At 59.2% G+C, this 18,864-nt stretch carries 18 protein-coding genes and 1 other RNA gene; 11 read left to right on the forward strand and 8 right to left on the reverse strand.

The genetic code is table 11. The features are described from left to right. Positions 1-94: 30S ribosomal protein S21 (gene rpsU / locus ABJH13_RS05345; protein ID WP_348322485.1), on the reverse strand; the 94-nt coding region annotated here is incomplete at its 3' end. A 113-nt stretch (positions 95-207) separates the two neighbouring features. On the opposite strand from rpsU, the gene ABJH13_RS05350 reads away from it, so the two are divergent. Together ABJH13_RS05350 and ABJH13_RS05355 are read left to right on the forward strand one after the other, a co-directional pair. Then, a complete protein-coding gene (locus tag ABJH13_RS05350) occupies positions 208-906 on the forward strand; it encodes a COQ9 family protein (protein WP_348405188.1) in 699 nt (232 codons plus the stop codon). 76 nt (positions 907-982) lie between these two features. Next, complete coding sequence (locus tag ABJH13_RS05355) at positions 983-1,972, forward strand: NAD(P)H-quinone oxidoreductase (protein WP_348405189.1); 990 nt, start codon at positions 983-985, stop codon at positions 1,970-1,972. 280 nt (positions 1,973-2,252) lie between these two features. Here ABJH13_RS05355 and ABJH13_RS05360 read toward each other — a convergent pair whose 3' ends face one another. Then, the gene (locus ABJH13_RS05360) at positions 2,253-2,882 is read right to left on the reverse strand and encodes a ribonuclease T2 (RefSeq protein ID WP_348405190.1); all 630 of its coding nucleotides are present in this window, start codon (positions 2,880-2,882) and stop codon (positions 2,253-2,255) included. 138 nt (positions 2,883-3,020) lie between these two features. Between ABJH13_RS05360 and ABJH13_RS05365 the strand changes: the two genes are divergently transcribed. Both ABJH13_RS05365 and ABJH13_RS05370 read left to right on the forward strand, forming a co-directional pair. Further along, a complete protein-coding gene (locus ABJH13_RS05365) occupies positions 3,021-3,791 on the forward strand; it encodes a DUF1013 domain-containing protein (RefSeq protein WP_348405191.1) in 771 nt (256 codons plus the stop codon). A gap of 339 nt (positions 3,792-4,130) precedes the next feature. Beyond that, positions 4,131-4,712, forward strand: a complete 582-nt coding sequence (locus tag ABJH13_RS05370) for a uracil-DNA glycosylase family protein (RefSeq protein WP_348405192.1) — start codon at positions 4,131-4,133, stop codon at positions 4,710-4,712. Between the two features lie 3 nt (positions 4,713-4,715). On the opposite strand, the gene recR is transcribed toward ABJH13_RS05370, so the two are convergent. The 5 genes from recR to ABJH13_RS05395 all read right to left on the reverse strand — a co-directional run bounded on the left by recR (position 4,716) and on the right by ABJH13_RS05395 (position 9,904). Further along, positions 4,716-5,309, reverse strand: coding sequence for a recombination mediator RecR (gene recR, locus ABJH13_RS05375; protein ID WP_348405193.1), 594 nt, complete (start codon positions 5,307-5,309; stop codon positions 4,716-4,718). 150 nt (positions 5,310-5,459) lie between these two features. Continuing rightward, positions 5,460-5,804 (reverse strand): YbaB/EbfC family nucleoid-associated protein, encoded by a 345-nt coding sequence (locus tag ABJH13_RS05380; RefSeq protein WP_348405194.1) that lies wholly within the window; start codon positions 5,802-5,804, stop codon positions 5,460-5,462. 122 nt (positions 5,805-5,926) lie between these two features. Continuing rightward, the gene (locus tag ABJH13_RS05385) at positions 5,927-7,690 is read right to left on the reverse strand and encodes a DNA polymerase III subunit gamma/tau (RefSeq protein WP_348405195.1); all 1,764 of its coding nucleotides are present in this window, start codon (positions 7,688-7,690) and stop codon (positions 5,927-5,929) included. 169 nt (positions 7,691-7,859) lie between these two features. Beyond that, positions 7,860-7,958: signal recognition particle sRNA small type (ffs, locus tag ABJH13_RS05390), an RNA gene on the reverse strand. Between the two features lie 44 nt (positions 7,959-8,002). Beyond that, on the reverse strand, positions 8,003-9,904 hold the full coding sequence (locus tag ABJH13_RS05395; protein WP_348405196.1) for a 5'-nucleotidase C-terminal domain-containing protein: 1,902 nt from the start codon (positions 9,902-9,904) through the stop codon (positions 8,003-8,005). A 118-nt stretch (positions 9,905-10,022) separates the two neighbouring features. Here ABJH13_RS05395 and nudC point away from each other — a divergent pair, with 118 nt between their 5' ends. Next, positions 10,023-10,991, forward strand: a complete 969-nt coding sequence (nudC, locus tag ABJH13_RS05400) for an NAD(+) diphosphatase (RefSeq protein ID WP_348405197.1) — start codon at positions 10,023-10,025, stop codon at positions 10,989-10,991. 33 nt (positions 10,992-11,024) lie between these two features. After that, a complete protein-coding gene (locus tag ABJH13_RS05405) occupies positions 11,025-11,492 on the forward strand; it encodes an SRPBCC family protein (RefSeq protein ID WP_348405198.1) in 468 nt (155 codons plus the stop codon). Positions 11,493-11,499: 7 nt separating this feature from the next. Here the strand turns inward: ABJH13_RS05405 and ABJH13_RS05410 are convergent, their stop codons facing one another. Next, complete coding sequence (locus tag ABJH13_RS05410) at positions 11,500-12,342, reverse strand: prephenate dehydratase (RefSeq protein WP_348405199.1); 843 nt, start codon at positions 12,340-12,342, stop codon at positions 11,500-11,502. Positions 12,343-12,461: 119 nt separating this feature from the next. On the opposite strand from ABJH13_RS05410, the gene ABJH13_RS05415 reads away from it, so the two are divergent. From ABJH13_RS05415 to ABJH13_RS05435, 5 genes are all read left to right on the forward strand, one after another. Then, positions 12,462-12,965: a cytochrome c family protein gene (locus ABJH13_RS05415; protein WP_348405200.1), complete on the forward strand. Its 504-nt coding sequence runs from the start codon at positions 12,462-12,464 to the stop codon at positions 12,963-12,965. Between the two features lie 260 nt (positions 12,966-13,225). Next, positions 13,226-15,079, forward strand: coding sequence for an extracellular solute-binding protein (locus ABJH13_RS05420; RefSeq protein WP_348405329.1), 1,854 nt, complete (start codon positions 13,226-13,228; stop codon positions 15,077-15,079). A gap of 7 nt (positions 15,080-15,086) precedes the next feature. Beyond that, positions 15,087-16,178 (forward strand): microcin C ABC transporter permease YejB, encoded by a 1,092-nt coding sequence (locus tag ABJH13_RS05425; RefSeq protein WP_348405201.1) that lies wholly within the window; start codon positions 15,087-15,089, stop codon positions 16,176-16,178. Further along, a complete protein-coding gene (locus tag ABJH13_RS05430; protein WP_348405202.1) occupies positions 16,178-17,284 on the forward strand; it encodes an ABC transporter permease in 1,107 nt (368 codons plus the stop codon). Before ABJH13_RS05425 ends, ABJH13_RS05430 begins: the two co-directional genes overlap by 1 nt. Beyond that, positions 17,281-18,864 (forward strand): ABC transporter ATP-binding protein, encoded by a 1,584-nt coding sequence (locus ABJH13_RS05435; RefSeq protein WP_348405203.1) that lies wholly within the window; start codon positions 17,281-17,283, stop codon positions 18,862-18,864. The genes ABJH13_RS05430 and ABJH13_RS05435 overlap by 4 nt, the downstream gene beginning before the upstream one ends.

Consider the following 18,864-nt stretch of genomic DNA (forward strand, 5'->3'; position numbering starts at 1 on the left):
GCTTCATTTCACGGAAGACACCTTCACGCTGTAGCTTTTTCTTCAGGGCACGAAGCGCCTGATCGACGTTATTGTCGCGAACACTAACCTGCATGTGGTTTTCACCACCTTTCTAAGTTGAGTTGCAAGGATTTGCAGGAAGTGGGCATATAGCAAGAGTGTGCTATCTTGTCTAGTGCAACGCCCCTTTCGCCAAGGAGAACTTCTATGCCCACATCCTATGATCTTGCAAAGACACAGCTTTTGGATGCAGCGCTTTCGCACGTCCCGTTTGATGGTTGGTCCGAGGCCACGTTTCAGGCCGCGATTCGCGACGCGGATGTCGATGCCACCGTGGCCCGTGCCATGTGCCCGCGCGGGGCGGTTGATCTGGCCATTGCGTTCCACAAGCAAGGGGATGCCGCGATGGAGGCCCGGTTGAAGGCCGAAGACATGTCCATGATGAAATTCCGCGAAAAAGTCGCGGCGGCGGTGTGTTTTCGGATCGAAGCGGTGACCGACAAAGAGGCGGTGCGCCGGGGCAGCACGCTTTTTGCGTTGCCCATGTACGCCGCTGATGGCGCCAAGTTGATTTGGGGCACATCTGATGCGATCTGGAACGCGTTGGGCGACACATCGGATGACGTGAATTGGTACACGAAACGCGCCACCCTAAGCGGGGTGTATTCGTCGACGGTGTTGTATTGGTTGGGCGATGACAGCCCCGACACTGCGGCGACATGGGCGTTTTTGGACCGGCGGATCGAAGACGTCATGCGGATTGAGAAACTCAAGGCCCGTGTGCGTGAGACGCCTGCGCTGAACCGGCTGATGGCAGGGCCAAACTGGCTCATGCGGCAGATCAAAGCCCCCACGCGCATGCCCAAAATGGAATTCCCCGGCAGTTGGACCGCGCCGCGCGATTGATCGGGCAGATGTGGCCGCGTGGCTTTGCCATTTGGGCTGGTGCTGTTAGGCATGCGGCAACAAAAAGGATGATCCCATGTCAGACATGATGCGCGCCGTCGAAATCACAAAACCTGGCGGGCCGGAGGTGTTGCAGCTAACGCATCGGCCCATGCCCAAACCCGCGCAGGGGCAGGTCGTGATCAAGGTCGCTTGGGCCGGTGTGAACCGCCCCGATGCGTTGCAACGGGCGGGTTTATATGCGCCACCCGCGACGGCCAGTGATTTGCCGGGCCTTGAGGCGTCAGGGCATATCGTAGCGGTTGGGCAGGGTGTGTCGGGTTTTGCGGTGGGGAATCAGGTCTGCGCATTGTTGCCTGGTGGCGGTTATGCAGATTACGTCGCGACGCCTGCGGCCCATTGTCTGCCCGTACCGGATGGGATGGGCCTAAAAGAAGCGGCCTGCCTCCCCGAGACCTTTTTCACGGTGTGGTCCAATGTGTTCACCCGCGGTGGGCTACAGGCGGGCGCGCGATTTTTGGTGCATGGCGGGTCGTCGGGCATCGGCACGACGGCCATTCAGCTGGCGCATGCATTTGGCGCGCGTGTTTTTGCAACCGCTGGGTCAGATGAAAAATGCGCCGCGTGCGCGCGGTTGGGCGCCGAGGTCGCGATCAACTACCGCGATCAGGATTTCGTTGAGGTGATGCGTGACCATGGCGGCGCGGATGTGATTTTGGATATGGTCGGTGGGGATTACATCCCGCGCAACCTCAAGGCCTTGGCCGATGACGGATGCCTTGTACAGATCGCGTTTTTGAACGGCCCGAAGGTTGACATCAACCTTGCGCCCTTGATGATGCGGCGCCTGACGATAACCGGCAGCACACTGCGCCCGCAAAGTGATCTGGCCAAAGCCCGTATCGCGCAGGAGTTGCGTCAACAGGTGTGGCCGCTGTTGGCTGCCGGGCGCGTCGCCCCGGTGATGGATCAGAGCTTTGCGTTAGAAGACGCCGCCGTGGCGCACGCCCGGATGGAAAGCTCTGCGCATATCGGCAAGATCGCCTTGCAGGTTGCGGGGGGCTAGCCCGCCAAGAGTGATTTGAGCAATGCCTGCAAAACCGGTATCGCGCGAAAGATGGTCAGCGTTCCGAAGAGGAGCGCTGATATCAGGTTGAATGCCTGAAGGGGCCATAGCCATTTTCGCGTAAGACCGGTGTGTTCATTGAGCGTGAAAATCACGATAACGCATAAGAGAAAAACGAGAGGTCTGGCTTGGTGAAAGGGCAGCGAATCCAAGGCTAAACCTATCGCCGCCGGTAGCGCGATGTTGATCACGGCAACCCATATAATGAGACGAAGCGTCCTCACCGGATCGGCGTGAACAGTGCTTTTGGCGCGGTGCAGTCGCGGATCACATCGGCCCCGCAGGTGCGTGGCTGTAGGTCCCGCGTCAGGCACACGCGGGCCTCTTGGATATGGCCGCTTTTGCAGGTGATCGTGATGCGTCGCGGGGTCAGCTGGGGGTTGGCCTCCAAAAACGCCTCTTCGACCACAGAGGGCGGCAGGCGCACAGATTTGTCGAGGCGCCGGAAAACGGGCGGGCGGGTCACGCTGGCGTAGGCCTCGCGGGACAGGGCGTAATAATCGGCCGCCGTCAGGCCGCTGCACACGCCGTGTTTCTTCCACTGGTGCCACGCCAGCCCCGACGTGCCCATGATATCGGCCATCCCGGCTGTCATGGCGCGGGAAGGCGCGCGCGCGTTGGTCCGGCAGTATTCGGGGTAGCCGGTTTCATATTGTGGCCAGAGCCCGTGCAAGATCCAGCCGTGGTCATGGCGTGGCGCGCATTGGTCTGACCCACGCGCGTCGCCAACCAGTGTGCACCACGTGGGCGACCAGCTGAGGCTGAGGACAAAATAGTCAAACACCCCCGCGCGGTGATCTTGGGCGGTGGCGGGCAGGGCCATCAAAAGCCACAATAGGGCTGCGCGCATTGGGTCTTTCCTTATTCAACTTACGCGCCTATATACAACACAAGTTCCCCCACAATGGAAACCGTTCCGACCCTCGGGACAGCCCTTTCAGGCGACGGGAGAATTGTGGGCTCACGCAGGTAGACAGGAGTGAAGACAATGGCAAAACCGATCATGGCCAAGGCCACCGCCGTCTGGCTGGTGGACAACACGACCATCAGTTTCAAGCAAATCGCCGATTTCGTCGGCATGCACGAACTGGAAGTGCAAGGCATCGCAGATGGCGATGTGGCGCAGGGGGTCAAAGGGTTTGACCCGGTGACCAACAACCAGCTGACCCAAGACCAAATCGATGCGGCCCAACGCAGCCCGCTGCACAAGCTGCAACTGAAATACAACGCGGCAGCACAGGGCGAAGAAAAACGCCGTGGTCCGCGGTATACACCGCTAAGCAAGCGCCAAGACCGTCCTGCGTCTATTTTGTGGTTGGTGAAATTCCACCCCGAATTGAGCGATGGGCAGGTGAGCAAACTTGTCGGCACCACCAAGCCGACCATTCAGGCCATCCGCGAGCGGACCCATTGGAACATTGCCAACATCCAGCCGATCGATCCGGTCGCATTGGGGCTGTGCAAACAGTCCGAACTGGATGGCGCGGTACAGAAAGCAGCGGCCAAGAAAGCCGCAGATGGCCCCGTCATGAGCGACGACGAGCGCCGCAAGTTGGTCAGCACCGAGCAGAGCCTCGGGATGGACACTGAACCCAAGGTGCCTACCGCGATCGAGGGGCTCGAGACGTTCACGTTGTCGGATGATACAGATGACGAAGATGACAAAGAAACATTCGCAGATGCGGACAGCTTCTTTAACCTTCCCGGCGGGGATGTGGACGACGAAGATGATGACGCCAGCAACCGGTCTGGGGCCTAATTCACGCTATGACGGGTGGGCCCCTTGGGCCCGCCTGATCCGGACGTTGACGGCGCCTAGGGCCGGTACGTTTGGGGATACTCGCGCAAGGGTTGTGCGTTGCGTACTATGGATTGTTTTTCGCACAATCGTGGCGTATAGGACGTGTGTATCGTGCAATTGACCAACACGGTTTCCGCCGCTTGATGCGGTCCTCTGCCAAGGACTGCGTCGCGTAGGGAAAGAGCCGTCCGCCGGGGAGGGGTGGGCGGCTCACACATCCTCAACATCGCTATGGGTGGGCGCGGATATGGGACCGATGCACGTATTCTCAGTCACGAACAACCGCCGGGCCCCCGCATGACGGACTGGCCGACCCTGACGCGGGCGATGCACGCCTGCACCCTGTGTCAGGATCTACCGTTGGGGCCCAAACCGGTGTTCCAACTGACTGACACGGTTCAGATCCTCATCGCAGGTCAGGCCCCCGGACGGATTGCGCACATCAAGGGGCGGCCGTTTGATGACCCATCTGGGGATAGGCTGCGCGGGTGGCTGGGTGTCGGCAGGCACCAGTTCTACCAAGACCCCAGGGTCGGTATTTTCCCGATGGGCCTGTGTTTTCCGGGGAGCGCCAAAAGCGGCGACGCCCCGCCCCGCAAGATATGTGCAACCACATGGCGCCGGCCGGTTCTGGACAGATTGGGCGACGTGCAGCTGACCTTGATCTTGGGCGCATATGCCATCGCTTGGCACGTGCCATCTCTGCGGGGCGCAACGGTGACCGATGCGGTGCGACACAGCGCGGATGGCCGTGATGGCACCTTTATCTTGCCGCATCCCAGTCCGCGCAACAATCGGTGGTTCAAGAGAAATCCATGGTTTGAGGCAACCGTTGTGCCGCGTCTCCAAGACCGCGTGCGGGCCATTCTGCAGCCCTAGCCGCTACAACGCCTTGCGGGCGCGCATCGCGGCGGTGATGGTGCCATCATCCAGGTAGTCCAGTTCGCCGCCGATAGGCACGCCCTGCGCCAGCGAGGTCAGCGTGACCTGCCCCTCGAGCTGATCCGCGATATAATGCGCGGTGGTCTGACCGTCGATTGTGGCATTCAGCGCGAGAATAACCTCTGTGATGCCTTCGCTGGGGATGCGGTCTAGCAGCCGGGGGATGCGCAATTCGTTGGGCCCGATGGCATCCAGTGCCGACAGCGTCCCGCCCAGCACGTGATACCGGCCCTTGAACACGCCCGACCGTTCCATCGCCCACAGGTCTGCGACGTCCTCGACCACACATAATTCGCCATTCGCGCGTTTCTCTGAGGTGCAGATATCGCAGACATCCAACGTGCCCACGTTCCCACAGTTCAGACATTCGCGCGCGGTCGCCGCAACGACCTGCATGACATCGGCCAGCGGCGTCAGCAGCAGGCTGCGTTTGCGGATCAGGTGCAGCACCGCCCGCCGGGCCGACCGTGGCCCAAGGCCCGGCAGTTTGGCCATCAGCTCAATCAGCGCATCAATGTCTTTGGTACTGCTCACGGGGGGGAGGCCTTGTTCTGGCGCGGGTTTTTATGCGGATGCCTCGGGGGCGCATGTTCGTGGCTGCCGGTGTGGGCAAAAGGCCCGCAAAGGGAGGTACAAGAGACACGGGGCCCGCCCAAACGGGTCGGGGGCCCCGGTATGATGCGTTCAGAACGGCAGTTTCATATCGGCGGGCAGGCCAAGGCCTTCGGTTAGCTTCGCCATTTCTTCCTGAGCCCGGTCGGTCGCTTTGCCCTGTGCGTCTTTGATCGCAGCAAGGATCAGATCTTCGACCACCTCTTTGTCGTCACCGTTGAAAATCGACGGGTCGATATCCAGCGTTTTCAATTCACCCTTGGCGCTACAGGTGGCCTTGACCAGCCCCGCACCCGACGACCCCTCGACCATAATGCCGTGCATGTCATCTTGCAGTTGGGCCATTTTGCCCTGCATTTCCTGGGCCTTTTTCATCATCCCAGCCATATCGCCAAGCCCACCAAGTCCTTTAAACATGTCGTGATCCTTCTTGTCGCTGTGTGTGTGTCATCGTTGCGGTGACACTACTGTGTTTTGCTTTGGGCGACCACCGCGCACGCAACGGGCGATGGATCAGCCTGTTTGAGCCGCCCCGTGGGTCAGTCGTCCTCAAAGGGGTCCCACTCGTCTTCCACCTCAGGCAGGGCCTCTTGAACAGCCGCCGCTGCGATCTGATCGGCCGTGCGAATATCCGTGATCCGAGCCTTGGGGAATTGCGTCAAAACGGCCTGCATCATCGGATGGGCTTTGGCCTCTTCTTCTAACGCATATTTTTTGGCGTTGCGTACCTCGTCAATCGTCTTGTTGCCGCCTTCGCTGACCAACGTGACCGCCCACCGGTTGCCTGTCCACAGTTGCAACCGCTGGCCAAGGCGCTGGGCCAGATCTCGCGGCGCGCGCGGGGTGGGTTCAAATTCGATGCGTCCGGGTTGGTAAGATACCAACCGAACGTCCGTCTCTACATCCGCCAATAGTTTACCATCACGATTGGCCCGAATCAGCTCCACCACATGGTCAAACGTCGGGTACCGGGCCAGTGCCGCGTCCACCTCCAACGCCTGCGCTGTTGCAGGGCCCGCACCCGCCCCATTTGACATGCGGGCCGAGGCGACAGCCGAGGCCCCCCCGCCCGCGGCACGCGCACCTGTGCTGTGCACAGGCTGCCCTCCGGGGCCACCAGGCGCCGGCGTTGAGGGGCGCGGTGTATCTTGCAGCTTGCGCACCAATTCTTCGGGGCTCGGTAAGTCCGCGACATGCGTCAGTCGAATAATCGCCATTTCGGTGGCCATCATCGCATTGGGTGCGCTCGCGACCTCATCCAAAGCCTTCAGCAGCATTTGCCACAGCCGGGTCAGCACGCGCATTGGCAAGGCGTCCGCCATGGTCAGGCCGCGGCTGCGTTCTTCTGGTGACACCGTGGGGTCTTCGGCGGCCTCGGGTGTGATCTTCACAACCGAAACCCAGTGGGTGATTTCGGCCAAATCCCGCAGTACCGCCATCGGGTCTGCCCCATCCGCATACTGCCCCGACAGTTCGGTCAATGCAGCCGCCGCGTCGCCCCGCAAAATCATATCAAAGAGATCCAGCACCCGCCCACGGTCGGCCAACCCCAACATGGCGCGCACCTGCAACGCGGTGGTTTCGCCCGCGCCATGGCTGATCGCTTGGTCCAGCAATGATGTCGCATCGCGGGCCGACCCTTCAGCCGCACGGGTGATCAACGCCAAGGCATCATCCGCAATACCGGCACCTTCGGCGGCGGCAATCTTGCGCATCAATGCGATCATTACCTCGGGTTCAATGCGCCGCAGGTCAAACCGCTGGCAGCGCGACAAAACCGTTACCGGCACCTTGCGGATCTCGGTCGTCGCGAAAATGAATTTCACATGCGCGGGGGGTTCTTCTAGCGTTTTAAGAAGCGCGTTGAACGCGCCCGTCGACAACATGTGCACTTCGTCGATGATATAGACTTTGTACCGGGCCGAAGCCGCGCGGTAATGTACCGAATCAATGATTTCACGGATATTGGCGACGCCGGTGTTGGATGCGGCGTCCATCTCGATAACATCCACATGGCGGCCTTCCATGATCGACGTGCAGTGTTCGCACACGCCGCAGGGTTCGGTGGTGGGGCCGCGTGTGCCATCTGGACCGATGCAATTCATGCCTTTGGCGATGATCCGCGCGGTGGTGGTTTTACCGGTGCCGCGGATGCCCGTCATAATGAAGGCCTGCGCTATTCGGTCTGCGTCAAAGGCGTTTTTCAACGTGCGCACCATCGCATCCTGCCCCACCAGATCGGCAAAGGTTTCAGGGCGATATTTGCGGGCCAGAACCTGATACGCGGATGTGCCGTCTTGCATGCTGTGCTCTCTTTGCCGGGGCTAAGATCAAACTAGAGCGTCCGCCAAGGGACGTCCAGCAACCAAGCGGCAGTTCGCGGTATTCCGGTCGCCAAAAACGGCGCACGTGCGATTATGTCTGGGGAACGCGCGGCGCTATCTGCAATCCGCCGCGCCCACAAAGGGCGCAAGGTGAGAGGCTGGACAACGACCCAAGCGGGGCTCGTTACGGCTGCTGCCTTCCGGCTCTGACCGGGTTGGCGAGGCGCTCGCCCGCGCCAACCTCTCGGCGGGTCATATAGTCAAGCGGCCCGCAAGGTGCAAGGGCGATGGCTAAAGATGTAGCCGCAGCCTTGCAAACCCGTCTTGGGTAAAGCCGCAAGGTTCTGGGGACATCAGCGCCAGATCTTCAAGGTGGTTCAGGGCGTCTGGTGCGGTGTTCAAAATGGCGCTGACACCCGGACAGGGCACAAACCGCCACGGCGCGGGGTGTTGTTTGAGCACGGCATTGGGGTCGGACAGATATTCCATCAAGGCCTGATCAAGGGGCGCCTCATTGCGTACCATAATGTCGTCGTCCTCAAAGGGTCGAAACGTCCCGCCCCCTCCGGCACGGTGATCTGTCAGGGCCACCAGAAATTCCTGTTCGGGGTCCAAGGGCCGCCCGTTCCACATGATCTGCGACACCCGCCCGGCGCGCCCTTTGACGGTCCGGCCAGCGCCGTCAAACCGGGACGGTTTGGTCAGGTCAATGTCATAGGTCAGCCCGTAAATCGCATCATACCGAAAGCCGGGCACCTGGGGGTCGACCAACAATTGGTCGGGCGTATCAGCGTGCAGCACGTTGAAAATCAGCGCGGACCGTTCCAGCCAATCTGCAATGCGCGCGCCGGTCGCTGTTACGGCCCAGACCTGATTGGCATATGGGATCAGCCCCGCCACATGCCGCCGTTGCAGTTGCCCCGCAGGCAACGAGATAAAGTTCCCGGGCCCGTCAAAACCACCGGTTGCGGGTGTGGCCGTCGCTGCCAGCAGTGGTAGCTTGGCCAGATTGCTGCCCGCCACGGCGGTCGCAATCGCGTGCTTTTTTGCCGCAGCCATGAGGGCAGGGACCAGGCTGGGGCAGGCCAATGCAAAGTAGCTATGCATCGGTTCTGGTAGATGGGCAACAGGGCATGCAAGATCGGTGCGGGTGGCAAAATGCGCGTCGTTGGCCAATGTCGCAATGGTCGGATCTTCGCGGATGTCGTCGGTCAATTTGTGCAGCACCACGTGCTGCTTGGTGGTGCGCCAAGGGTCTTCGCGCACGCCGCGTTCCAGGTTCAAATCCACCACACCCAGATCTGACCCGCCACAGCCCGGCATCACCACCGGAGTTTGTGCGATCAGACCCGTGATGCAATCAACGCCCTGCGCACCTTGGTGGTCGGGGCCGGGGAATCGCAGATGGGTGTGCCCGGCGATGACGGTATCGATTTCGGGCAGGGCCGAAACATCTGCCGCCTGATTTTGCGCCTCATCGCCTTCGTCGAACTGCGCGATGCCCATATGTGCGAGGGCGATGATGATATCGGCCCCGTCTGCTTTGGCGCGCCGTGCGGCGTTTTGCAGGGCGGGCAGGGGCGGCGTAACCTGTGCTGAGGCGTCCAGATGCTGTCTGTTCCACGTGGCAGTTTGTTCCGGCAGCGCCGACACGATACCGATTCGCAATTGCACGGACCCGCCAGAGGTCAATCGTGCAGTGCGTTGCAGCACAGCGTAGGGTTTGAGGTCGGGCAGACGATCAGATGTCATGTTGGAACACACAACAGGGGCTTCAAATTCGGTGATGCAGCGGGCCAGATGGTCTATGCCATGATCAAAGTCGTGATTGCCCAACCCCACGGCATCGTAGCCCAACATATTCATGGCTGCGATCATCGGATGCGGCGAGACGGATTTTTGCGCCAAAAATGCGCCCAACGGGCTGCCTTGCAGGGTGTCTCCATTGTCGAGCAGCACACATAATTCGCCTGCATCTTCGGCTTCGGCGCGCGCGCTGCGAATGAGGGTGGCCAGACGCGCCAGGCTGTCACCGTCTGTTTGGCGGTCTTTGACGTAGTCGTAGGCGATGAGCTGCATATGTAGGTCGCTGGTCGCCAATAACCGCAGGCACAGCCGATCTGTCATCGCCTCTGATGCACCCCCCACGGAGGAATTGCAGGTACCTGCTCTGCGTTCATTCAACTTTTGCACGAGTTTATTTCCATCAGATCGCGCGGGGGTTGGCAAGCCTTTGCGACACCACGCCGCGCTTAGTTCTTGAAACAGCGGCGTCTGCGTGCCAGTCCTGCATCAGTTAATGAGGAAATACATGAAACACGCAGAAACGGTGACTTTTGGCGGATCTGCGCTGGACCGCGCGGGCGAGATCAGATCAGACGCCGCGGCCGTCGCCGCAGCCTACAGTGCCCCGCAGACCCGCGCGGTTCTGTTTTGGCGTGGTAAACCGTTGGTCAGTACAGGCGACCACGCACAGTTGATCCGCCTGCCGATGGATCATCCGGTGCTGGCAACTGCCGCGCTTGATCCCATAATGTTGGGCCGCGAAGAGGGCACATACCTGTTTGCGTTTGATCTGTCGGCGTGGACCCCAGAGGGTCTGGACGAGACACAATTGGGCGGCTTTCAGGACCCCAGCGAACAGCGCCACCCCGATTTGCCAGACACCTGTGCGTTTCTTGAACTGCGGCGCGTTATGACGTGGCTTAGCCCGCGCGACGCAGAACTGGCCGCCACGGGCAAGGCCGTCATCGCATGGCACGACAGCCATGGGTTTTGTTCAAAATGCGGCGGCAAATCTGAACCCACACAGGCCGGGTGGCAACGCAAATGCCCGATCTGTGGCACCGCGCATTTCCCGCGGACGGATCCGGTTGTGATTATGCTGATCACCCATGGCAACAGCGTTTTGATGGGGCGCTCGCCTGCGTGGCCCGAGGGCATGTATTCGCTGTTGGCCGGTTTCGTTGAGCCGGGTGAGACGCTCGAGGCGGCGGTGCGCCGCGAGGTCTTTGAAGAAGCGGGCGTGCGTGTTGGTGCGGTGCGCTATCTGGCCAGCCAACCCTGGCCGTTTCCTGCGTCTTTGATGTTTGGCTATGCGGGCGAGGCCCTGAGCAAAGAGATCACCATCGACCCCGTAGAGATCGAAGATGCCATGTGGGTCAGCCGCGAAGACATGATGACGATCTTTGCCGGTGATCACCCCCGTATTTCGCCTGCGCGCAAAGGGGCTATTGCGCATTTCCTGTTGGAAAACTGGCTGTCGGATCGGTTGGACTGACCGGGTGGGCGGAACGATGGGGGCGCTGGTGTCATGAAACTCTCGACGCAAGAGATCATCAAACTACCGATCGCGGTGGCCTTTGACGCCTTGTCCGATTTCACACAGCTGGAACGCGCGGCCCGGCGTCGCGATGCCGTTGTGCGCCGGGTCGGTGATGTCCGGACACCGGGTGTGGGGATGGCGTGGAAGGCGACATTTGAGGTGGGCGGCCGGCGCAGAGATGTTGAACTGGTCGTGGTTGAATACACCCCCGGCGAGCGTCTGGTGGTGGATTTCGTGTCGCAGGGGCTTTATGGCACCACGCGCATGGATCTGGTGGCCCTATCGCGGGACCGCACGCGCGTGATTGTGGGGCTTGAGATGCGCGCATCCACGCTGGTGGCGCGGTTGTTGTTGCAATCGCTAAAGCTGGCCAAACCGCGGATAAATAGCACCTACAAAGATCGCATCGCCCAGCATCTGCGCATCGCTCAACGTCAATATCGAAACCTGCGGTAAAGCGGCGTTAGTCGCGTCCGGGGTCGGCGGGGTAAACGCCAAGGATCTGGATCATGTTGGTGAAATAATCCAGCTCTTCTAGGGCGCGTTTGACGGCGGGGTCATCGGGGTGGCCTTCGATGTCGGCATAAAACTGCGTCGCCGTGAATGAACCGCCCACCATATAGCTTTCCAGCTTGGTCATGTTGACGCCATTGGTCGCAAACCCGCCCATAGCCTTATAAAGCGCGGCGGGGATGTTGCGCACCTCAAAGACAAAGCTGGTGATCATTTTGTCGGACCGACGGGTGAGGTCGGGCGCATGTGCCATCACCAAAAACCGGGTCGTGTTGTGTTGCATGTCTTCGATGTCGCGGGCCAGAATATCTAACCCATGCAGGTCTGCTGCCACAGCACTGGCCAGCGCCCCCACGCCGGGTTCGCGCGTTTGGGCCAATTCGGCGGCCGCGCCCGCACTGTCGGCGGCGGCCTCGCTGGTGATGCCGTGTTGGTCCAGAAAACTGCGCGCTTGCGGTAGTAACACCAGATGCGCGCGCACATGTTTGATGGCCTCCAATGGGGTGCCTTTGGGCGCCATCAGATGGATTCGCACGCGCACAAAGGCCTCGTCGATGATGTGCAGCCCGGACCGTGGCAGCAGCGAATGGATATCGGCCACCCGCCCATATGTGGAATTTTCCACCGGCAGCATGGCAAGGTCGGCGGCACCGTCGTGCATCGCCCGGACGACGTCTTCGAAGGTATCGCATGGCACCGGCACGGCATTGGGGCGCGCATTCAGGCAGGCTTCGTGGCTGTAGGCCCCTAATGCGCCCTGAAACGCGATCCGAACGGAGGAAACGGTGCTCATTAAGTGATCCTTGGCTTTTTTGGACTATGCGGGGTCGATTGGTCGCGGTATCTACACCTTGCCACCGGTAAGGTGAAGCAATAGATACCCGTCAAACCCATAGGAACGGATCACTGAGTATGCTTGACACAATGACCTTCACCAAAGCAGCTGGCGGCGTTTGTGGCGCCCTGTTGGTGTTTCTACTAGGTAAATGGGCCGCCGAAGAGCTGTACCATATGGACAGCCACGGTGAGGCCTCTTACGTCATCGAAGTAGAAGGCGGCGACGATGTCGCAGAAGTCGAAGAGGTCGATTTCGCAACCATCCTCGCCTCTGCCGACCCCGAATCTGGTGCGAAGGTCTTTCGCAAGTGTTCCGCATGCCACAAACTGGTAGAAGGCGAGAACGCTGTAGGCCCGTATTTGTATGGTGTCGTCGGGCGCGATAAGGGATCTGTCGACGGGTTTAGCTATTCCGAGGCAATCGCATCCATGGAAGGCGACTGGACCCCAGAGAACCTGAACGGGTTCCTGGAAAAGCCATCGTCCTACGCGCCGGGCACCTCCATGAGCTTTGCGGGCCTTAAAAAAGTCGAAGACCGCGCCGATCTGATCGCGTATCTGGACAGCCTCGACAACTGATCTTAACGACAAATTAACCAAAAAGCCGCTTGTTAAGAAACAGGCGGCTTTTTTGTTGTGTTCGGATGGCACTGACCCACCGATCACATTTTCGCAACTTGTAACTTGGCGTGATGTCTCGTTAGCTTACATGGTTAACGACGCAGACGCCGATTGAGACGGCGCTAGACCAGAGGATATGCCAAATGACACACCCCCCGGCCCGATCTCTTAGACCAACAGCCGTATGGCACCGCGCGCGCCGCGGTTTTGGGGCGTTGATGTTTGTGGCCACCGGCATCGCGGCGGGGCCACTGCACGCGCAAGATGAAACCATCGTCAGCCACGGCTACTCGTTCTACGGAGATCTGTCGTATCCTGCGGATTACCCCCATTTTAACTACGTGAACCCTGATGCGCCAAAGGGCGGCGAGCTGGCCATTTCTTTTGTGGGCGCGCTTGATTCGATGAACCCCTACGCGCGCCAAGGGCGGGCGCATGCGTTTTCAGTCTTTATGTACGAAAGCCTGTTGGGTGAGGGGGGCGCTGGCACCGCAGCGCCCGCGGATGTTTATGGGGAATACTATGGGCTTTTGGCCGAAAGCGTCGAATACCCGCCCTCAAAGGATTGGGTGATTTTCCACATGCGCCCCGAGGCCCAGTTCTCTGACGGCACGCCGGTGACTGCCCATGATATCGAATTTAGCCATAACTTGCTTTTGGATCAGGGGTTTAAATCCTACGCAGACAGTGTGCGCCGGTCCATCCCCAAGGTTGAGGTGTTGGATGACCACACGATCAAATTCTACTTTGCAGACGGTATTTCGCGCCGCAGCTTGATCGAACAAGTTGGAACGGTGCCTGCGTGGTCGAAAAAATGGTACGATGAAACCGGGGCGCGTCTGGACGAAAGCCGCCTTGAAACGCCTCCGGGGTCGGGGCCATATGTGGTCGATTCCGTGGATATCTCGCGGCGTATCGTGTTGAAACGTAACCCCGATTACTGGGGTAAGGATCTGCCGTTCAACCAAGGGCGGCACAATTTTGACAGCCTGCGGTTGGAGATCTTCGGCGACGATACGGCCGCGTTTGAAGCGTTCAAAGCCGGCGAATATACATTCCGTTCCGAAGGAGATTCCAAGCGGTGGGCCTCGGGGTATGACTTCCCCAAGGTGCGCGCGGGGCAAGTGGTTCAAAAAGAACTGCCCAATGGCAATCCGCCGACACCCACAGGCATCGTGTTCAACCTTGCCAGCCCGATCCTGAAAGACCAACGTGTGCGCGAGGCCGTCGCACTGGCCTATAATTTCGAATGGACCAACGAGAGCCTGCAATACGGGCTTTATAATCAACGCACGTCATTCACCGAAGGCACGCCCTTGATGGCCGAAAGCACCCCCACGGGTGATGAATTGGCGCTGCTGACGTCGCTTGGTGATCTGGTGCCTTCTGTGATGTTGACAGAGGCCGCGCGCATTCCGCATGTCTCTAACCCCGATCGGTTGTTTGACCGACGTCAGGCACGCATCGCCATGCGATTGTTGGACGAAGCGGGCTGGACAGTCGGGGATGACGGGGTGCGCCGCAACGCCGATGGCACCACGCTGACGTTGAACTACTTGTTTAATTCGGCCGCGGGGGCCACGATCACGGCTGTCATGGAAAATTTCGTGTCGAATGCCCAAAAACTGGGTATCGCCGTGAGGTTTGAAAAGGTGGATCCGTCGCAATACACTGCCCGCAAACGTGACCGCGACTATGATCTGGTGCATGGCAGCTATTCCAGTTTCTTGGCGGCGGGCACCGGGTTGAGCCAACGGTTTGGGTCAGAAGATGCCGCGTTTTCGCTGTTTAACCCGGCTGGGTTGGCCAGCCCGTTGGTGGATAAGTTGATTGATGTGGCCCTCAATGCGGACACGCGCGAAGAAGAAACCGCAGCCCTGATGGCATTGGACCGCACGTTGCGGCACGAATTTATCATGATCCCGTTGTGGTTTAACCCGTCTCACTGGGTCGCGTACTACGATCAATACGCGCACCCCGAAATCCCGCCCTATAGCCTCGGGTACCTCGATTTTTGGTGGTATGATCAGGACAAGGCAGACGCCCTGCGCGCCGCCGGAGCATTGAGGTAACCGCTTTATGGGCGCTTATATCGTTCGACGATTATTGCTGATCATTCCCACGCTGCTGGGGATCATGCTGATCAATTTTGCGCTTGTGCAATTCGTGCCGGGCGGCCCTGTAGAGCAGGCGATTGCCCGCGCGCAGGGGGGCGGGGACGTGTTTGGCGGCTTTGCGGGCAATAACAATGACGCGGGCGCGGACGAGCTAAACACCGCGTCCGACAGCCAATATATCGGCGCGCGCGGGCTGCCGCCCGAGTTCATTGCAGAGCTAGAGCGGGAATTCGGCTTTGATAAACCCCCGGTTGAGCGGTTTTTCAACATGCTTTGGAACTACATGCGCTTTGATTTCGGAGAGAGCTATTTCAGGTCGATTTCGGTCATTGATCTGATCAAGGAAAAGCTGCCCGTGTCGATTACCTTGGGGCTTTGGTCGACCCTCATTGCCTATCTGGTGTCGATCCCCTTGGGCATTCGCAAGGCGGTTAAAGACGGCAGCCGATTTGACACCTGGACGTCCGCGGCGATCATCGCGGCCTACGCGATCCCTGGGTTTTTGTTCGCTATTTTGCTGCTGGTGCTGTTTGCGGGGGGGTCCTATTGGCAAATCTTCCCACTGCGAGGACTGACATCTGACAATTTCGACCAGCTCAGCCCACTGGGTAAGGTCGCGGACTATTTCTGGCACATCACATTGCCGGTGCTGGCCTCGACCATTTCGGCCTTTGCCACGCTGACGTTACTGACAAAAAACAGCTTTCTGGATGAGATCAAAAAACAATACGTCATCACGGCGCGGGCCAAGGGCTTGTCAGAACGGGCGGTGCTTTATGGCCATGTGTTCCGCAACGCGATGCTGATCGTGATTGCCGGGTTTCCGGCGGTATTTATCGGCGTGTTTTTCGGTGGATCGCTGATTATCGAAACGATCTTTAGCCTCGATGGGCTGGGCCGGTTGGGGTTCGAGGCGGCCGTCGCGCGTGACTATCCTATCGTGTTCGGGACGCTGTTTATCTTTGGGCTAATTGGCCTGCTGGTGGGGATCTTGTCTGATTTGATGTATGTGCTGGTTGACCCGCGCATCGATTTTGAGCGGAGAGAAGGCTGATGGCGATGTCCCCTCTCAACCAACGACGGTGGCGCAACTTCAAACGCAACCGGCGTGCGTTTTGGTCCCTATGGATCTTTGCGGTGCTGTTCACCGTGTCGCTGATGGCGGAATTTGTCGCCTACGACAAACCGATCTTGGTGCAGTATCGCGGTGAATATTACACGCCGATCTGGAATTTTTACCCCGAAACAGCCTTTGGTGGGGATTTCCAAACCGAAGCCGTCTACCGCGACCCAGAGGTGCAATGTCTGATCGAAACTGGCGGGATCGACCTATGTTTTGACGACCCCGAAGGGTATATCGAAGACGCCCAAGACGGGGTGATCGATGGCGCGCAGATCCAACAGGGTTGGACTATCTGGCCGCTGATCCCCTATTCGTTTAACACCGCCGTAGACCGCCCCGGCGCGGCACCACTGCCGCCCAACGGTGAAAACCTGTTGGGCACCGATGGCACAAAACGCGACGTGCTGGCGCGCGTTATCCATGGGTTCCGCCTGTCGATTGTGTTTACGTTGATCGTCACGGGCGCGGCCAGTCTGATCGGGATCATCGCAGGCGCTGTGCAGGGGTTCTTTGGCGGCAAAACGGATCTGATTTTTCAACGGGTCATCGAGATCTGGTCCTCTACCCCGTCGCTTTACGTGATCATCATCATGTTCGCGATTTTGGGGCGCAGTTTCTGGTTGCTGGTGATTTTGCTGGTGCTGTTCAGTTGGACATCGCTGGTGGGTGTGGTGCGCGCCGAATTTTTACGCGCGCGCAATCTGGAATATGTGCGCGCGGCGCGGGCGTTGGGGGTGAGCAACGTGACGATCATGTTCCGCCACATGCTGCCCAACGCGATGGTGGCGATGCTGACGATGTTGCCGTTTATCATTACAGGCACGATCTCGACCTTGGCGATCCTTGATTTTCTGGGGTTTGGCTTGCCGTCTTCGGCGCCGTCACTCGGAGAGCTGACGTTGCAGGCAAAACAAAACCTGCAGGCTCCTTGGCTGGCCTTCACGGCGTTCTTTACCTTTGCGATCATGTTGTCGTTGCTGGTGTTTATTTTCGAGGGCATCCGTGATGCCTTTGACCCAAGAAAGACCTTTTCATGAGCGCATTGTTAGAGGTCAAAGACCTGAGGGTTGGGTTCCGGCAAGACGGACGTGTCACCGAGGCCGTCAAGGGCGTGAGCTTTGCGGTCGAACGTGGTGAAACCGTGGCCTTGGTGGGGGAATCGGGGTCAGGTAAATCTGTGTCGGCTCTATCCACTGTGTCGCTGTTGGGCGAAAGTGCGCAGGTTTCTGGGTCCGTCACCTATGATGGGCAGCAGATGATTGGCGCAGACGAGACCGCCCTACGCCGGGTGCGTGGCAATGACATTAGCTTCATTTTCCAAGAGCCGATGACGTCTTTGAACCCTTTGCACACCATCGAAAAACAGCTTGGTGAAAGCCTTGCTCTGCATCAGGGGCTGGCCGGGGCGGCGGCGCGCGCCCGTATTTTGGAACTGCTGGATCAGGTGGGCATCCAAGACGCCGAGAGCCGGATTGGTAGCTATCCGCATCAGCTATCTGGCGGGCAACGGCAACGGGTGATGATCGCCATGGCCCTTGCCAATGAACCCGACGTTCTGATCGCGGATGAACCGACGACAGCCTTGGATGTAACCATTCAGGCGCAGATCCTTGACCTGCTGAAAGAACTCAAAGACCGGTTGGGCATGGGGTTGTTGTTCATCACCCATGATCTGGGCATCGTGCGGCGCATCGCAGATCGCGTTTGTGTGATGCAACACGGTGAAATTGTGGAAACCGGCGCCACCGCCGATATTTTCGACGCGCCCAAACACCCCTATACCGTCAAATTGCTGAGTGCGGAGCCATCGGGTGCGCCGGAACCCGTGCCCGAAAACGCCGAGGTTATCGCACAGACTGAAAAGATGAAGATCTGGTTTCCTATTCAGGCGGGTCTCCTGCGCAAAACGGTGGGCCATGTCAAAGCTGTCAATGAGGCCAGCTTTAGCGTCAGGGCCGGGGAAACCATTGGGATCGTTGGTGAAAGCGGATCTGGAAAGACCACGCTTGCGTTGGCGATCATGCGGCTTATAGCGTCGGAAGGGCAGATTGTCTTTATGGGGCAGGACGTGCGGCAATGGTCCACGCGGCAGTTGCGCACCCTGCGGAAAGACATGCAGATCGTGTTTCAAGATCCGTTTGGGTCGCTGTCGCCACGTATGACCTGCGCCCAGATTATCTCTGAGGGGCTGGGTATTCATAAGGTCGACGCAGATCGTGATCCGCGTGATTTGGTGCGCGAGGTGATGGAAGAAGTTGGGCTCGACCCGGCCACGATGGACCGGTACCCCCACGAATTTTCGGGCGGCCAACGGCAGCGGATCGCGATTGCGCGGGCCATGGTGTTGCGCCCGCGTTTACTGGTTTTGGATGAGCCGACGTCTGCCTTGGATATGACGGTTCAGGTGCAGATCGTTGATTTGCTGCGCGATCTGCAATCCAAATACGGGCTGGCGTATATCTTTATCAGTCATGACCTCAAGGTTGTGCGCGCGATGTCGCATCAGGTCATGGTGATGCGGCGTGGTGATGTGGTCGAGACGGGCGATGTTGATGCGATCTTCGACAACCCGCAGCAAGACTATACCCGCACCCTTTTGCAAGCAGCGGCTGTATAG

Source organism: Roseobacter sp. (assembly GCF_039970775.1).
In the GTDB taxonomy this organism is placed as follows: domain Bacteria; phylum Pseudomonadota; class Alphaproteobacteria; order Rhodobacterales; family Rhodobacteraceae; genus Roseobacter.

Excerpts from the sequence above, each read along its gene's own strand:
- ABJH13_RS05410 (WP_348405199.1), bottom strand. The coding sequence starts at position 12,342 with ATGAGCACCGTTTCCTCCGTTCGGATCGCGTTTCAGGGCGCATTAGGG.
- ABJH13_RS05365 (WP_348405191.1), top strand. The coding sequence starts at position 3,021 with ATGGCAAAACCGATCATGGCCAAGGCCACCGCCGTCTGGCTGGTGGAC.
- nudC (WP_348405197.1), top strand. The coding sequence starts at position 10,023 with ATGAAACACGCAGAAACGGTGACTTTTGGCGGATCTGCGCTGGACCGC.
- ABJH13_RS05380 (WP_348405194.1), bottom strand. The coding sequence starts at position 5,804 with ATGTTTAAAGGACTTGGTGGGCTTGGCGATATGGCTGGGATGATGAAA.
- ABJH13_RS05370 (WP_348405192.1), top strand. The coding sequence starts at position 4,131 with ATGACGGACTGGCCGACCCTGACGCGGGCGATGCACGCCTGCACCCTG.
- ABJH13_RS05425 (WP_348405201.1), top strand. The coding sequence starts at position 15,087 with ATGGGCGCTTATATCGTTCGACGATTATTGCTGATCATTCCCACGCTG.
- ABJH13_RS05360 (WP_348405190.1), bottom strand. The coding sequence starts at position 2,882 with ATGCGCGCAGCCCTATTGTGGCTTTTGATGGCCCTGCCCGCCACCGCC.
- ABJH13_RS05415 (WP_348405200.1), top strand. The coding sequence starts at position 12,462 with ATGCTTGACACAATGACCTTCACCAAAGCAGCTGGCGGCGTTTGTGGC.
- ABJH13_RS05435 (WP_348405203.1), top strand. The coding sequence starts at position 17,281 with ATGAGCGCATTGTTAGAGGTCAAAGACCTGAGGGTTGGGTTCCGGCAA.
- ABJH13_RS05350 (WP_348405188.1), top strand. The coding sequence starts at position 208 with ATGCCCACATCCTATGATCTTGCAAAGACACAGCTTTTGGATGCAGCG.
- ABJH13_RS05355 (WP_348405189.1), top strand. The coding sequence starts at position 983 with ATGTCAGACATGATGCGCGCCGTCGAAATCACAAAACCTGGCGGGCCG.
- ABJH13_RS05385 (WP_348405195.1), bottom strand. The coding sequence starts at position 7,690 with ATGCAAGACGGCACATCCGCGTATCAGGTTCTGGCCCGCAAATATCGC.
- ABJH13_RS05430 (WP_348405202.1), top strand. The coding sequence starts at position 16,178 with ATGGCGATGTCCCCTCTCAACCAACGACGGTGGCGCAACTTCAAACGC.
- ABJH13_RS05420 (WP_348405329.1), top strand. The coding sequence starts at position 13,226 with ATGTTTGTGGCCACCGGCATCGCGGCGGGGCCACTGCACGCGCAAGAT.
- ABJH13_RS05405 (WP_348405198.1), top strand. The coding sequence starts at position 11,025 with ATGAAACTCTCGACGCAAGAGATCATCAAACTACCGATCGCGGTGGCC.